Annotated in this window: 15 protein-coding genes; 5 read left to right on the top strand and 10 right to left on the bottom strand. The window is 44.5% G+C overall.

Annotated elements, in window-relative coordinates; genetic code table 11:
- The first annotated feature begins 111 nt into the window (after nt 1–111).
- The gene (locus tag MSG38_RS06340) at nt 112–612 is read left to right on the top strand and encodes a hypothetical protein (protein ID WP_048617165.1); all 501 of its coding nucleotides are present in this window, start codon (nt 112–114) and stop codon (nt 610–612) included.
- A 105-nt stretch (nt 613–717) separates the two neighbouring features.
- On the opposite strand, the gene MSG38_RS06345 is transcribed toward MSG38_RS06340, so the two are convergent.
- From MSG38_RS06345 to MSG38_RS06355, 4 genes are all read right to left on the bottom strand, one after another.
- Nucleotides 718–972, bottom strand: a complete 255-nt coding sequence (locus tag MSG38_RS06345; protein WP_017059204.1) for a DUF3297 family protein — start codon at nt 970–972, stop codon at nt 718–720.
- 241 nt (nt 973–1,213) lie between these two features.
- On the bottom strand, nt 1,214–1,648 hold the full coding sequence (locus tag MSG38_RS06350; protein WP_193841389.1) for a GNAT family N-acetyltransferase: 435 nt from the start codon (nt 1,646–1,648) through the stop codon (nt 1,214–1,216).
- A gap of 66 nt (nt 1,649–1,714) precedes the next feature.
- On the bottom strand, nt 1,715–1,849 hold the full coding sequence (locus MSG38_RS23980) for a hypothetical protein (RefSeq protein WP_261875693.1): 135 nt from the start codon (nt 1,847–1,849) through the stop codon (nt 1,715–1,717).
- Between the two features lie 24 nt (nt 1,850–1,873).
- A complete protein-coding gene (locus tag MSG38_RS06355) occupies nt 1,874–3,004 on the bottom strand; it encodes a PcfJ domain-containing protein (protein ID WP_050634418.1) in 1,131 nt (376 codons plus the stop codon).
- A 235-nt stretch (nt 3,005–3,239) separates the two neighbouring features.
- Here MSG38_RS06355 and MSG38_RS06360 point away from each other — a divergent pair, with 235 nt between their 5' ends.
- From MSG38_RS06360 to MSG38_RS06375, 4 genes are all read left to right on the top strand, one after another.
- Nucleotides 3,240–3,662 (top strand): universal stress protein, encoded by a 423-nt coding sequence (locus tag MSG38_RS06360; protein WP_017063967.1) that lies wholly within the window; start codon nt 3,240–3,242, stop codon nt 3,660–3,662.
- 193 nt (nt 3,663–3,855) lie between these two features.
- Nucleotides 3,856–5,232 (top strand): DASH family cryptochrome, encoded by a 1,377-nt coding sequence (locus tag MSG38_RS06365; RefSeq protein WP_248401308.1) that lies wholly within the window; start codon nt 3,856–3,858, stop codon nt 5,230–5,232.
- Nucleotides 5,229–6,800, top strand: a complete 1,572-nt coding sequence (locus MSG38_RS06370; RefSeq protein WP_248401309.1) for a cryptochrome/photolyase family protein — start codon at nt 5,229–5,231, stop codon at nt 6,798–6,800. Before MSG38_RS06365 ends, MSG38_RS06370 begins: the two co-directional genes overlap by 4 nt.
- Entirely contained in the window at nt 6,800–7,540 is a 741-nt protein-coding gene (locus tag MSG38_RS06375; protein ID WP_248401310.1) for an SDR family oxidoreductase, read from the top strand. Before MSG38_RS06370 ends, MSG38_RS06375 begins: the two co-directional genes overlap by 1 nt.
- A gap of 146 nt (nt 7,541–7,686) precedes the next feature.
- Here the strand turns inward: MSG38_RS06375 and MSG38_RS06380 are convergent, their stop codons facing one another.
- The 6 genes from MSG38_RS06380 to MSG38_RS06405 all read right to left on the bottom strand — a co-directional run bounded on the left by MSG38_RS06380 (nt 7,687) and on the right by MSG38_RS06405 (nt 16,093).
- Nucleotides 7,687–8,571 carry a PA4780 family RIO1-like protein kinase gene (locus MSG38_RS06380; RefSeq protein ID WP_282450346.1) on the bottom strand — a complete coding sequence of 295 codons (885 nt, stop codon included), beginning with the start codon at nt 8,569–8,571 and terminating at the stop codon, nt 7,687–7,689.
- A gap of 147 nt (nt 8,572–8,718) precedes the next feature.
- Entirely contained in the window at nt 8,719–8,868 is a 150-nt protein-coding gene (locus tag MSG38_RS06385) for a DUF2256 domain-containing protein (protein WP_248401312.1), read from the bottom strand.
- Between the two features lie 301 nt (nt 8,869–9,169).
- A complete protein-coding gene (locus MSG38_RS06390; RefSeq protein ID WP_248401313.1) occupies nt 9,170–12,886 on the bottom strand; it encodes an AAA family ATPase in 3,717 nt (1,238 codons plus the stop codon).
- A gap of 5 nt (nt 12,887–12,891) precedes the next feature.
- Entirely contained in the window at nt 12,892–14,145 is a 1,254-nt protein-coding gene (gene sbcD, locus MSG38_RS06395) for an exonuclease subunit SbcD (RefSeq protein ID WP_248401314.1), read from the bottom strand.
- Between the two features lie 213 nt (nt 14,146–14,358).
- Nucleotides 14,359–14,928, bottom strand: a complete 570-nt coding sequence (locus MSG38_RS06400; RefSeq protein WP_048611957.1) for a porin family protein — start codon at nt 14,926–14,928, stop codon at nt 14,359–14,361.
- Nucleotides 14,929–15,436: 508 nt separating this feature from the next.
- Complete coding sequence (locus MSG38_RS06405) at nt 15,437–16,093, bottom strand: glutathione S-transferase family protein (RefSeq protein ID WP_248401315.1); 657 nt, start codon at nt 16,091–16,093, stop codon at nt 15,437–15,439.
- Nucleotides 16,094–16,149 lie beyond the last annotated feature (56 nt).

Below are 16,149 nucleotides of genomic sequence, written 5' to 3' on the forward strand. Positions count from 1 at the left end.
CCAAGAATACATAACTAAAAAGCTCAAGGAAGATCCGGACTAGGTTACTAATCTACTGGCATTCGATAGTTTGAATTTGCCGATATTTTGTATACATAAGCGAGAGATCCAATGACCATCAAAAAGCTTCCCCTTCTGACATTAGCCGCTGTCTTGCTGTTCACTATGTCTAACGCACAAGCCTATGAACAAAACCAAGAGGAAACCGCGATTACATTTGGTCTATCGGCTGAACGTGGGTGGAGAGATTGGTCTGCTTCTTACATCAAATATCGCGGCCCGGGAAGCATAGGTTATGGTATTGAGTTTACCCGCTCAGCTTATAACGAAGATGAAGACTCGTACGAATATAAGCAGCGCGACAACGAGTATCAGTTTCAAGCACCTATTGGTATCACCGAAAACTTGTACATCACCCCAGGTTACGGGATTAAGCGTACCCACACGGACGTCACTTTAGATAGCCGTGAGTTCTCTGACAGCTCAACCAAACAAGTTGGTGGCTTAGATGCAACCTACATTATGGACAGTGGCTTTGTTGTGACCGCAGGTTTCGATAAAGCAGAAGGTGAAGATTTGGAGTTCTCGATTGGTGCAGGTATCGCTTGGTAAAGGTAATAACCCAATAGATTTGAAAACAAAAAGGGTCTAGATTTATCTAGACCCTTTTAGGTAATAACGCTTGGTGGCTCGATATGATCGAGTTACACGAAGTGATTATGCGTCGATGTAAAAAGCTTCTACCGTGCCTTTTAGAGTAATAAGCATTGGCTGACCAAAACGATCTAGCGCTTTTGGAGAAGGGATCTTAACCCAACCTTCGCTGATGCAGTATTCTTCAACATCAGTACGCTCTTTACCATTTAGACGAATGCCGATTGGGTATTCGAAACACTCAGCAACGTGGTGTGGGCTGCGTGGGTTACCTGCAAGATGATCTGGTAAAGCTGGTCTTGAATTAGTATCGCTCATGTTCATTACCTGTATGTACGTAAATAAAAAAAGTGCGTCATTCTAGTCAATATAGGCTTTGTGCTCAACAACTGCTGCAATAAATCGTCTTGATCGTTTTAATCAACAGCTAGTTGTTTGATTTAAAGGCGATATCGGCCTGAGTTTCAACGAAAATTTAACAGGTTTATACGTTATGGATGAAAGGGAGAAGTTCATCACTCGAACGGCAGATAACCTAATATCTGACTTTAATCTTAGTTTATCGATTAAGCTCAATACTCATCACTTTATGGTTCGGTTCTGATTCGATATCGACAACTGACCAACCTAGCCCTTGGTAGAGTCCCATGATATTGGTGTACGCGTAGAGTTGAGTTTGCACTGCAGAAGATACTTGTCTGACACCACGATTAATCAGTTCACTCGCAATACCTTGACCGCGCCATTGAGTATCAACATAAACAGCATTAATCCAAACCACATCCCGCACTTGATGAGGTTCCTGAAAATGGGAATATGCCAAGCCACCAATGACCACATTATCGCGAAGTACTACTATTACTGGAGGGAGTTGTACGCAGTCTTTATAGGTATCTTTAAACTTGAAATCAGACCATTCACTTTGAAACAAGCGCTCTAATTCACTCCAATATGGCGAACTTTCATCGCAATTTCTAAAGATTACTTTCTGCATGTCTTTCCATCCTTTGAAGGGCTAATACGGCCATCCTAGCCTTGGTTTATATCAGTGTAGGTAAAGTTACTCTTCTTCGTCGTAATCGTCTGCAGGGTCTTGATTGATCTCTTCGCCACACCCTAAGCATTCGGCTTGCAAATCTGTTGGCATGACAATAATCAAACCACAATGCGGGCATAAATCTCCTTGTTGATACATCCTGCTATCCCTTCTACTTCATGGTTATTGCTTAGGGTACTTTTGCTTACTCGCTTCTAACCAGTCATGGATGACTTGGCGAGCGGACTCCGATGGCGGTGCATTTCGTTTTCCGCAGATTTGGTCTATTTCAAACGGAAAGGCTTTGCTCGGGACGCGACGTAAACCTATGGTTAAACGCTGAGGTTTGAGCATGCGGAACACCACATAACGATCGCTCATGATTCGGTTGTGATACACGCCAATACAGTGCTTCTGCTCGATGCCTTCGTGTTCAAGGTCGTAATAATCAGTGAGCGGATGAATGTTGTCATTACCGAGCAAAGGAACGGGATAAGGGATGTCTTTATCCATTGGGCGATTACCCTCCAATCGACGTAATTGGCGTTGCTCCGTCCAGCGGTCATGCAGTTGTTCAAACATCGCGAATGAGTTCTGGCTGGTAATCGCGCGCAGTGGATCATCCATCTCCAAATCTTGTCCTAGCAATATCGCATCTTGGAACATCGCCATCTTCGACGGTGCATTAAGTCTGCCCTCTTCCACCATTGCAATCCCTAATCGACTGCCGGTTAAAAATGGATGAACTTGGTCCAAACGCAGGGCTGTGTATCCAACTTTTGAGTAATGTTTGAATTTAAGAACTCGTCTTTGTAGCGGTTCGAGAATGCGAACAATGTGGTCGAGTTCATCACCAACGTTGTAATGAAGCTCTAGCTTGTCGATGAATTTGAGTGTCGCCTTGCTACTGTCTAAACCCAACTTAGCAAGGATCTTCTTCTGCCCTAAGCGACTCAGTGCCAATGCTTTCTGATTATCGACACTGTATTTCATGCAGATCAAAGCCAAAATAACAGGCCTTAATTCAAGCAATTGCGCGGCTTCATAGGTGTTCGCTGCAAGCCACAGCATCTGGTATTGGTACTCTGGAAAGTCGTCGGTGATTTCACGATAGCGCGCAGGTAATGAATTTAGCCAACGACCATTCACGTCAAACTGCTCAACAAGGTTGAGGCTCAGCCCAATGCCCCCATCGAGCGGTCGTCTACCATCTTCAAACACATGAAAGCCGACGAGCTTTTGAGACCAGTCTCGGATCTCAATATCGTAGTCGAAACCTAATGTTCGAGTGGGAATGGTTAGTAGTGCTGTCATTGATGCCTCTTCGTTATTGGCGCATTGAACTATCAAGCCTATCTAACAGCATAAGCTAGCGCTTCAACCACTATATCAACCTTTTGTAAATTTCTTATCAATCAAAGCGATATAAATACGATAGTGCTTAGAAGAACATTGAATGATGATTTTACGCAATATGAGACCTCTTCGATATCATTTGTGCCAACAGAAACTATGCTTGATACATAACTCACAACAAGAGGCTTTAATTATGGATTACCGACATATTCTGGTCGCACTTGAACTGTCTGACGACACCAAGATTCTCATTGATAGAGCGACCTTCTTCGCTGATAAACTGGAGGCTGGCATTTCATTTGTTTATATCGATGGTACGCATGGAGAAATTTACCCAGAGCTCGTTGATATTCAAGGAAATGACGGTGATTTACCCATCAATGAAGATGCCGTAAAGCATTTGAAAGAGTTTGAGGCGTACGCCAAGCACCCAATCAAGCACATTTTCGTGGGAACGGGTGATTTGAACGATAAGCTCAAAAATGCCATCGAAGCAAACGGCGTTGACCTATTGTTGTGTGGCCATCACCATGATTTTTGGCATAAGCTCATCTCCCATTCTAAACAGATCATCGATACTTCCCCTATCGATATTCTCGTTGTTCCTATGGAATAAATGCTGCAGTTCGACACTCAAAAATAGCCTGTATTGCCAACCTCTATCGGTATTATTGGTTGGCTTAATATCCTCTTCAACACCCTGAACCTGACCGAAATCTGCTATTTCCCACTTAGAATAGTCATTTGTGATCTTGTCAGCCTATCAACTCGTAAGCGTCTAATAATTAACAAATCGCCGAGTGAAAGTAATGAAAAAGATTGGCCTGTATCTTTTTACAAACGACTTAAGAATCAACGACAATGCGCTACTTTATCAAGCAAGCCAAATCGTCGATGAGCTCGTATGTGTCGTCGTTGAACCGATTCTGTCGCACTACTCTTCACAGTTCGCCCAAGAACAACAATATGGCGCTCACCGCACAGCTTTCATTTCACAATCGATAAGCGATCTTACGATTAACCTGAGCGGCCTAGATCAAACACTCATCGTCCTTAAACAAGACCACGATAAAAGCGATAACGTCAAAGATTCGCTCAACGAGATTATCTCTGCTCTAAACGTCACTCACTTGTTTGCAAATGCTCATGGTGGCCACGACGAGCGACAGCTAGTGCAATCAACGTTGGCTGACTGTCCGAACTTAACTGCGATTCAAACTCATAACTCGACTCTGTTTGAGCTCGATGACTTCTCTTTTACGTTAGACAAGTTACCCCGCTCGTTTACCAAGTTCAGAAAACTCATCGAACACTTGGCTGTCGATACACAAAGTTTGACCATAACGACGTTACCACCAGCACCAGACCTAACAGAAATGTCACACTTTCACTCAAAAGCCTCCTTTTTTATGACGAACGATTTGACGAGCGAACAAAGCTTCAAAGGCGGTGAAACATCGGGATCAATACATCTCGAACACTACTTCTCATACGATTACGCGAGCCGCTATAAACAGACAAGGAATGCGTTGGATGGTATCAAGAACTCAACCAAGTTTTCACCTTGGCTCGCTTTAGGTTGCATTTCACCAAAAACAATCTGCAGACACCTCTCGCGATTTGAGTCGCATCATGGTTCCAACGATTCAACCTACTGGATCTATTTCGAGCTGTTGTGGCGAGAGTATTTTTATTGGAAGAGCATGTCGTTGAAGTCATCACTATTTACAGGCTCATACACAAAGCCCGTTGTAGCAGAGAGTAGCAATCCATCGGCGAGCCTTAATTTTGCCAAATGGAAGAGCTGTAATACCAACTACCCGATTGTCGATGCATGTATGCGCCAACTTAATGCAACTGGCTACATGTCCAATCGCGGAAGGCAGTTAGCCGCAAGCTGTTTGATTTACGAGTTGGGCGTCGACTGGCGACACGGCGCTGCCTATTTCGAAAGCCAGCTTGTCGACTATGACGTGGCATCTAACTGGGGAAATTGGGCTTATATCGCCGGGGCTCTCAATCAACCAGTCCACAACAATCAAACTAAAAGCCAATCACAGCCTAAATCCCGCCATTTTGATTTAACCAAGCAGACTGAAATGTACGACCCAGACCATGTCTTCATCAATCAATGGTCAGGCGGTAACGCAGTCTCAACAAGCCTCACAAACCAGGACGCATTATGAACTTTAAAACGGTACGACTTGTATTAGGAGACCAGCTCAACATTGAGCATTCATGGTTTCAACAAGTTGACGATGACGTTGTTTACATCATTGCTGAGCTCAAACAAGAAACGGATTATGTAGCGTCTCATATTCAAAAAGTGGCCGCTTTTTTCTGTGCGATGGGTTACTACGCTGACGGATTAAAAGAACAAGGCCATCAAGTACTGCACCTAACTCTCGACGACACAACGCAATTTGAAAACCTAGATTCACTTCTAAAGCACTATGTACACGAATTCGGCGCAGAGAAATTCGAATATCAAAGGCCAGATGAATATCGCCTTTTAGAACAGATGAACAAGCTCAAACTGACCAATGCAACCAAAGGTTGTTGTGATACGGAGCACTTCCTCTTTCCATTCGAGGAGATCGAACAACAATTTCCGAAAGACAAACACATCATGATGGAACACTTCTACCGCCGAATGAGAAAGCGTTTCGACATTTTGCTAGAAGACGGAAAGCCCGTTGGCGGCAAATGGAATTACGACGCGAACAATCGAAAGAAACTCAAGAAACAAGACATCGAAAACCTGCCTCAGCCTTTGATGTTTACCAATGACATAACCGACATTTTGCAGCGTATCGAGCGCCACCAAGTGCAAACCATTGGTCAAGTCGGTAGCCAGTTATTATGGCCGGTGAACCGCGCACAAAGTTTGTCTTTGCTCGCTCATTTCTGCCAAGTTTGCTTACCGTTATTTGGGCAGTTTCAAGATGCGATGACTACAGAGCACGACTCTAAATGGAGCTTGTATCATAGCCGCATTTCGTTCTCTCTGAACAGCAAACTGCTGAGCCCTAAAGAAGTGATTGATGCAGCGCTGTCGGCCTACCAAGCATCCAGTCATCGAGACAGTTCTTCAAATAAACCAAGCATCGACATTGCACAGGTCGAAGGGTTTGTACGCCAAATACTGGGGTGGCGAGAGTACATACGCGCCGTCTATTGGGCGAATATGCCTGCTTATGCCAACAAAAATCATTACTCAGCAAACAACAACCTGCCCCATTACTTTTGGGACGGACAAACCAAGATGAACTGCATGAAGCATGCGATTGACCAGTCTCTTGAGTTTGCTTACGCGCACCATATCCAAAGGTTAATGATCACTGGCAACTTCTGTTTAATAACAGGCATAGACCCTGACCAAGTAGACAGTTGGTACCTCGGTATTTACGTCGACGCGATTGAGTGGGTTGAAATGCCAAATACGCGAGGTATGGCACTGTTTGCGGATGGCGGTATCGTCGGAACCAAACCATACTCTGCCAGCGGTTCCTATATCAACCGCATGAGTGACTACTGCAAAGGCTGTCACTACAAGATAAAAGATCGCAGCGGCGAACAATCTTGCCCTTTCAATAGCTTGTATTGGCGCTTTATGAACCAGCACCGCGATGCGTTAAACCGTAACCCACGCATGGGTATGCTATATCGCTCTTGGGACAACATGGACGAGCAATCACAACAAGCGATTCTCGATACCGCTGAAAAACGAATCACAAACTTGGAGGACTTATAATGGTGGAGCAACTCAGATTACACATATTGGTGGTCGGTGGGAGCGGCGGCATTGGTTTCGCTGTGGTTAAACACCTATTATCTGAGCTCTCTCGGTTTGATTTTCTTGATGTGCATGTAGACGCGACTTACCACTCTCAACAGCCGGAACTAGAAAACAATCGCTTGAGCTGGCACAAAGTCGACGCCACCGACGAAGCTGATATCAAGCGTTTGAGTTTTGAGTTTGAACAACTTGATTGGTTGATCAACTGCGTGGGTATGCTCCACACTCCAGATCTTGGACCGGAAAAAAACTTGTCGTCTATCGACCCTGACTTCTTTCTGAAAAACATCTCTGTGAATACCCTGCCGAGCTTATTATTGGCAAAGCACTTCACGCCAATTCTTAGAACGAGTGACAATCCAAAATTTGCTGTGGTATCCGCAAAAGTAGGTAGCATTTCAGACAACAGATTAGGCGGCTGGTATAGCTATCGCTCATCGAAAGCAGCCCTCAACATGTTTATCAAAACCATGTCGATCGAATGGCAACGCACCATAAAGAAAGGCACTGTGTTAGCACTGCACCCGGGCACAACAGACACAGCTCTATCGAAACCTTTTCAGACCAATGTCCCTCAAGGCAAGTTGTTTGAATCGAGTTATGTCGCCCATCAGTTGGTCGATATCATTCGGACTGCCACGCCGGACAAAAGTGGACACTTCTACGCTTACGATGGCGAGCAGTTAAATTGGTAGTTAATACCAGTGGTCGTCTTTCATGAGTGCTAAAAAAGAAAACCCAACAGAGTTGAGGCTCTATTGGGTTATTTTTTGAAAGAACGCCTCAGTTTTTTAAGGCGTATGGTTGATATCTAGCTAAAGATCAAAACTGATCATCACGATTACTCAGCCCAATTGAACTTGCTATCGTCGACACCTTCTTTCTCTTCTTTCGCACGTTCACGACGGTGTTGTTCTTCAATTCGCGCAGCGTCTATCTCTTGCATGATGGCTTCGATATCAGCCAAGTCGTCCGTTTCCGTAAACTCACCCGTTAACTTGCTGTCTGGCTTCAAGTCGCCTTTCTCGTACAGCGCCCACATTTCCTTGGCATACTCGGTTTTCGCCAATTTAGGAGCAAACTGAGCGTAATAATCACGGATGTTATTGATGTCACGAGCCAGCATCCACTCAGCGTTGTTGTTCGCCGAAGCATCAACCGCTTGCGGTAGATCGATAATTACTGGGCCGTACTCATCCACCAATACGTTGAACTCAGATAAGTCACCATGGATCAAACCAACACACAGCATTTTAACTACGTAAGTCATCATCACAGCGTGGTCTTCGATCGCTTGCTCTGCTGACATCACCACATCGTTCAAACGTGGCGCAACATAACCGTCATCATCAGTCACTAGCTCCATAAGCAGCACGCCATCAAAGCAACCATAAGGCACAGGCACACGAACACCCGCTTCGGCCAGTTTATACAAGGCATCCACTTCAGCGCTTTGCCACACTTTCTCTTGCTGTTCTCGACCAAAACCAGAGCCTTTTTCCATCGCTCGAGCACGGCGGCTATTTCGGACTTTTCGGCCTTCACGATACGCGGTCGCTTTTTTAAAGCTGCGCTGGCTAATTTCCTTATATACCTTGGCACAACGGATCGTATCGCCGCAGCGTACAATGTACACAGATGCTTCTTTGCCACTCATGAGTTGGCTTGTCACCTCGTCGACTAAACCATCGTCAACTAAAGGCTGTATTCTTTTAGGTATCTTCATGCCGCCTTTATACATCACTTATCTTACAGATAGAAATATTAACTTGAGAAATGAATGACGAAACGATTAAAGGAGCATCAAAATGATGACAAAGAAAGGAAATATAGAAGTTAGTGGGTTTAGAGCGTGAGGATTGAGCTGATCTATTCAAGAGTATGAAGACTCAGGTTTATTACGACGGCAACGTTCAGAACAGTAGATCACGTCATCCCAACAGCGCTGCCACTTTTTACGCCATGCGAAAAGCTTTTGGCAAACGGGACACGTCTTAGTCGGTAAATGGGGTTTCTTGTGCATGGCCGTTTCCTTCTTGATGAGTCCACTTCCTTCGTTTACTAGAGATTCCCTATTACGTTCGTACCTCACTTTAGGGAATGACGAAGGTAATACGAATAAATCTAGAGTCCCTATTAGGTTCATACCTCTCTTTAGAGAATGACGGCTGCTTTTTAATCGTTTCAGACTTTAAGGAGTGACGGCGAAGTAATTGATCACGACTCCCGACTCCGTCATCCTCGAGAAGGAGGAACGACTGAGTCGGGGATCTGCTTCACCTAGCTCTGTTTCTATTTCTGTACTGATGAAATATAGCTATACGCTAAGCGACAACCTTGTACTGATTCTCCATCTCACTCACACCTAAGCCAGAGTGTTTTGTCACTTTAAGCTGAACGGGTACTCGCTCTTTCAATGCTTCAACGTGGCTAATGACACCAATCATCTTGCCTGATGCATTCAAGTTATCGAGCGCGTTTAAAGCAATGTCCAATGTGTCACTATCCAACGTGCCAAAACCTTCATCTAAGAACAGAGAATCAATACTGGTTTTGTAGCTTACAAGATCAGAAAGCGCTAATGCCAACGCCAAGCTTACTAAGAAGCTTTCGCCGCCGGACAAAGTCTTAGTATCACGCATCACATCGCCCTGCCATGTGTCGAGCACTTGCAGTTCTAAACCATCGTCGGCTTTGCGTTTAAGTTCGTAACGACCATGCAAACGCTGTAGCTGCTTGTTCGCAAGGTACACCAAGTTTTCCAACGTTAAACCTTGGGCAAACTTACGGAATTTATCGCCGTTCTTAGAGCCGATAAGTGAGTTAAGACGTGAGATATCATCAAACTCGACTTGTTGCTCGTCGATCTGTTTGAACAGATCTTGCTGATTACTGCGGTTCTGGCTATCCGTTTCAAGATTGGCAGAAATCGCGCCGATCTTGGTTGCATGGCTTTGTTGTGCGTTTTGACACTCAGTCGTCGCTTCTTCAACTTGCTGTTGGTCTTGTTCTTGCCACGCTTTCGCATTTTCGTGATTTTGTAGACCCACTTGCGCCGCTTTGGCGGTATTCAACCTAGCTTGCGCACTGACAATCGCTTCGTCTAAAGACTTCTTGAGGCTTTGAAGTTGAGTTCTAACCTCTTCATCCAACAACGCCGCTTCAAAATTAGCCTCATCTTCGAATGGGCTGGTTTTCAGTGCTTCTAACCAAACATTCGACGCTTGTGTGTAGCTGGATTGCTTACTGACTAACTCGTCCGAGAAACCAGTGTGTTTGGTTTGCTCGGTTCTATGTTCCAGTTCGCTGCGGTTAAGCACCAACTGAGCGGCATCAAATGCATTTACCGCTTCAGTGACTTTTTGCTTCATCGCATTGCTGGTGGCTTGAATGTCTTTGTCACCAAACAACTCTGTTCTTTCAGCCGTTACACGAGTGAGTTCTGACACTAGAGACTCACTCTCTTTCGTCAGTGTTGCGAGCTCTTTCTCAACACTGCTTAGCTTGTCATCTAAGGTTTTCAATTCGGCATTTTGAGTAATCAGTTGCTTCTCAATATCGGTCTGTTGCTGTTTGGTTTGCTGCCATGTGCTTGATGCTTGCGATTTCGCAGTAAACCAATCATCGATATGTTCAAGTTCAGGCGCTTCGATAGAAGTTTGAACAATGCTCTCTTTCAGAGCGTTCCATTGTTGTTCTTTCGCTTGAGCAATCTGAGCCACTTGTTCGTTTGCGACTTGGTTTTGCTTATTCAGATCCGCTAAGCGTTGCTCGGCCAACTCGAGATTAGATTGCGCCTTGTCAGCCATAACACTTACCGACAAGCGTTGTTTCTCAGCTTCGGCATAATGCGCTTTAGCATCAGCCAATGCTTTGAGTTGCTGCGAGCTCTGACTTAGTTGAAGTTCACACTGCTGAGCAAAGGTCGCGACTGTGGCTTCATTGCCTAAATCGTTAATCGTTAGCAGCGCCAATTCAGGAGCAGTGCCAACGAAATCTGATAAACTCTGTTGAAGCTTACCGACAACGCCTTGCCAATTCAGTTGAGCTTGTTGAATATCCGCTTGCGCACGTTGAATGTCATCGTTCAGCGCTGCAATCATAGGGTCAAGAGAATCTAACTGCTGACGATGCTCTTGGCCTTCTTTCTGAATCGCTGCTAATTCTTGTTCCTCAAGCTCACTCTGGGCATTCAAATCCTTCGAACTTTGTGATTGTTCGATCGCATGGTCTGTTGAGCCACACAATGGGCAATCCATTCCCGGCTTCAATGCCGCACGATACTTCGCTAACTCGCCTTCTTGTGCAATCAGACGCGTCAATCGTTGAAGCGAAGTCTTTTTTTCTTGATATCGATCCGCCAGCACTTCACGCTCTTTCGAAAGCTTGCCACGCAGCTCCGTATTAGTTTGATGTGCCTGTGTTTTCACGTGCAGCTGTTGCTGGGCATTTAGGAAGCCACGATTGATCTCGAGTAATGAGTGCGTATTGCGGTTCCAAAACTCCAACAGATCTTTTTGCGCATTCAGCACTTGCTCACTGGTGTTGCCTTGCAATGCTTCCCACTGTTGCTTTGCACTACTCTCTAGCACAACCAATTTAGCTAAGGCCTTATCTTGCGTTGTTTTCGCGTCTTGCGCAGATTTGATGATCGTTTGCTGAGCATCAACCGCAGACAAGGCTTGCTTCGCTGAGTTCAGTTGTTCTGCATGTTGACGCTCGAGGGTACGAACTTGCTCGACCTTTGCTTGCCACTGACCTAGGTATTTTTCCAGATGTTGGTCAGCTTGATGCGTATTTAGGTACTCAGTGCTGAATTTATCTTGTTGCTTCAGTGCATCTGTTTTTTGAACTAAAACAACCTGTTGATTGCGCTGCTGCGTATGTTGCTCGTTTAGCGTATTCGCCACATTAACGGCCGCCGTTTGCTTATCTTTGAGTACGGCAATTTGGTTATCGATCGGACGGACAAGATCGATGATCTTCTCTTGATCTTGTTGCTCGCTTTTTACCTGTTCGACAATAGCACTGCTTTGCGTCAGTTTAGTTTGCGCATCTTGCTTCTCTGCATCACGAACAGCAAGTAACTTGGTGCTGTTATCTAGGTAAGCTTGAGTAGTGTTCACCTCTTGTTCGCAACGCTTTAAATCTTTGTGCATTGGGCGCAGCTTTTCAGCCGGCTCACTGTTTGCCAAGCGCTCTAGTGACGGTTGGTTACGGTCTAGTTCATCTTGAGCGGTTTTCAGATCGTGCTCACTGGTCGCGATAGTTTGCTCAGCTTTGGTCACGTCTTTCCACCAGCTTAGATGCGCTTGCCACTCTTTTAACTGCTCGGCTAAACGCTTCTGCTCGACTTCTAACGTTTCACGCTCTGCGGTCAGCGCTTGGATTTGCTCTTCAGGCAGTAAGCTCACCCCTTCTGCTTTCGCTTTAAGGTGATTAAGCGACTCTTCACTCGACTTGAAATGATCGTAGATACGCTCTGAAATCAGGCTATAGACTTCGGTTCCCGTCAGCTCTTCAAGTAGCTCTGCACGGTCGTTAGCATTGGCATTTAAGAACGCCGCAAACTCACCCTGAGACAACATGATGGATTTAGTGAAGCGTGAAAAATCGAGACCGGTTACCTGCTCCACCAACTTGGTTTTCTTGGTCAGCATAGTCTCTAAAACTTTGTCGGTGTCAGCATCGGCAAACTCACACGTTGGCGTTTGTAATGCGCCATCGTGTTTTCCACGCGCTCGCTTTTGGTGGAAATTAGATCGGTACGTTTTACCTTGAACTTCAAATTCCAGTTCAGCAAAACACTCACCCGTGCCACGCGTCATTAATTCGTTGTTGCCTTTGGCAATGCTCTTCAAACGCGGTGTGCGGTGGAACAATGCCAAACAAATCGCATCAAGAATGGTGGTTTTACCCGCCCCTGTTGGGCCAGTAATCGCAAACAGGCCATTTTCCGCAAACGGTGATTGGGTAAAATCGAGTTTCCAGCGTCCTTTCAAAGAGTTCAGGTTTTCAAATTCTAGGCTTAAAATCTTCATACTGGTTACTCTTCTACTTTGTTTGGCGCTTGAGCGCTCTCGGACACTTCAACCATCACTTGTTTAAACTTCACCGTCATTCGCTCTAAACGCGCTTTTTCAGAATCCGTTTCAAACTCTTCTAAGGCAATACGCTTGCTAAATACGTCCATCGGACTCAATTCTGATAGCGTTTCTGCTGACTCTTGCTCTAATGCTTGATTGCGACGCTCTCTTGCGCGGCGCAGTTGAAGTACTTCCACATTCAAACCTTCGGTTAGTGCGCGCATGCGTTCTTGTAGATCCGACAAGTAATCTTGGGCTTGCACTTCTATCGATAACCATACGCTTTGGTCGCTATCTAAACCTATGTATTGGTTAAGCTGAGATTCGATCTCGCTCAAGTCGCCTTTGATTTCAGCTAGAGGTTGGAATGTGGGAACAGGCAGTTGAGAAATGGTGCGCTCACCTTCAACAAACTCAACCACACACACTTGTTTTTGAGACTTAAGTTCATCAAAACTTAGTGGGATTGGAGAGCCTGAATAACGAATGTATTCACGCTTTGCCACCACTTGTGGGCGGTGGATATGACCAAGTGCAATATAGTCTGCGTCTGGGAATCCATCAGCGGCGAAACCATCAAGATTGCCGACATAGATATCACGTACCGAATCCGATTGTTGGACACCCATCGCCGTTAAATGACCGGTAGCGATAATCGGCATGTGCTCGCTGTTTTCAAACGTCGCGCGCTTAGCAAACGCCGCATCATAAACACTTTGATAATGCTGTTTGATCGCATCACCGAGTTGCTTCTGACGTTCAACACCGGTGACACCCGCCTGACTGGTCAACACATCGCGAGGGCGAATAAAAGGAATGGCACAAACCAGCGCTTCTACATCGCCGTTCTTGCCTTTTAGTTCGACAACCTGAGTCGCATGATCTTCATTGGTATTAGGAATCACGTCTGCGCCCATGTATTTGAGCAGCTGTTGTGTCTCTTTAAGCACAGAGACTGAATCGTGATTTCCACCTAATAACACCAATTGGCAACCGATCTTGTTCGAATCGACCACAAACTTGTTATACATCTCACGAGCGTAACTCGGCGGTGTACTGGTATCGAAAATGTCGCCAGCAACAATGATCGCGTCGATGTCGTGCTCTGTAACTTGCTCAAGTAACCATTGTAAAAACCGTTCATGTTCATTCTTACGGCTTTTATTGTAGAAGTTTTGGCCAAGGTGCCAATCGGACGTGTGAAGAATCTTCATTGCTGCTCACTGGAAGTCTGTAATACCTTTAATCTACCAAAATAGTCGAGATAATTCCCTTTTATAAGCTTGTGAAAACCAACTAATTTCAGGCTTTGGACCAACTCCGCCGATAGCGTGACCAATCGTTATTTTTGACATAAAAAAACCGCTCAACGTTAGAGCGGTTTTATGTGTCCATAGCTTTAGCTTTAAGCTATTTCACAGAGGTCGTTAAAAATTGTACGAAGCACCCAGAGTTACTGTGCTAAACGCTACATCACGGCTTGCCAATCTATTACCATTCGGGCCGAAGAATTCGATATTTACTGCATCTGCTTGTGAGATCAAACGTAAGGTTAGGTTTTCTACTGGCGTGTATTCAACACCGATACCAAAATGGAAGCCTGCACCTGAATCATCATCAATGTAACTAGAGCCCTTAGAGTTTAGATCAACGTAGCTAAGGCCTGCGGTTACAAAGGGACGAATCGAGTTATCGAAGGTGTAGCCCAGGTTTGCTGCAACAGAAAGCGATGTTGGTGAAAGTACTTTAGTGCCAAATTTTTCGTAATCAGCATAATCTGTGTAACCAAGTTCGATACCTACAATACGGTTAAACTGATAGCCACCATAAAGGCTGTACCCCATGCTTTCAGCATCTAAACTGCCTGCGCCGTCCGTGTCTGAGTCTTGATACACACCAAGGCCTGCGCCAATGTATGGACCACCCTCAATACCAGCAGCAAATGTAGGAAGTGAAACTAAGCCAACTAGGCCCAATAGAAATGATGATTTAAGCATGAAAATACCCTTTTTTTGTCTGTCCTACAGCAACGTTGACCAACAGCCAATAGTTTCCGACACTATTTCACCTGTTGCGTTACTGTTTAAAATAAATTAAATAAGCAACTCCAAATGAATAATAAAACACCGTTCATTTTCAGAGCGAATGAGAAAGTACCACAAGATTTTTAGGTCATCAAACGAACAATCATAGATATTTAATCAAGTCTTATTTATGAGACAATTGTATTTCCTGAGGCGTAACGAGTACTAAAATGAGAATAAACCTGATAGACAACAGGAGTATCATCAACATTAAACTTATTATAATCAGATTGTTATCGAGCTAATTAAATTTTTATCCATTCCCAAAACAACCTGAATCTGCACGCCTAAATATAAAAACTCACCCTGTCTCTCTCTATATCCAATAAAAGATATAAAGAGAAGAATGAGTTTATTTTTTTGGTGAGTGTTTATTTAGAACAGTCTGCTATTAAAATATATTTCAATTTAATTCATATTATTAACGAGCTTCAGCAAGACTAGCCAAGTAGTTATTCGTTAAATAGAAACCGCTGAACTTCTCAATAAAGTCTGCAGGAACGGTTTTATCGGTCAAGCCAGATTCAATCAGCGCCGCTTGCCACTTCTGTACTTTCGGAAAGCCTCCAAGCATATCAAAGCCTGACCCCTCTTTGATTACTGACGCTCGGTGCAACAATGGTAGCCAAGCGATGTCGACGTTAGAGATGTAATCGCCTTTGAAAAATTCGCTGTCACCCAGCTTGTTCTCGGCCTTTTGGAAGGATTTTTGAAGATTCGCTAAACGTGTCTCAAAGGTTTCTTTATCTTTACTGCCCATCGTTCCACATTGTGGCATGTAATGTTTGCTTGCCTGATAAGACCAAGCGCGATCTAGCGCTTTTTGTTCCGCAGACACCTCTTCTATCGGCGTATATTTATCATCTAGGTATTCAATAATTGCATCTGACTCAAAAAGAACCGTTTCATTTTCTGTAATCAAGACAGGCACTTGTCCGTTTGGCGAAATATCTAGGAACCATTGAGGTTTATTATTTAGCTCAATGTATTCAATTTCAAATGGGACATTTTTCATTACCAAAGCACCCATTACACGTTGAACAAATGGGCAGTTTTTAAAGCTAACAAGTTTAATCATGGTGACTCCGAATTAGGTCATTAATTTGTATTTGTACCCCTAAGACGAACGCCAAA

The organism is Vibrio sp. 1CM24A (assembly GCF_023161725.1).
Lineage (GTDB): Bacteria > Pseudomonadota > Gammaproteobacteria > Enterobacterales > Vibrionaceae > Vibrio > Vibrio coralliirubri.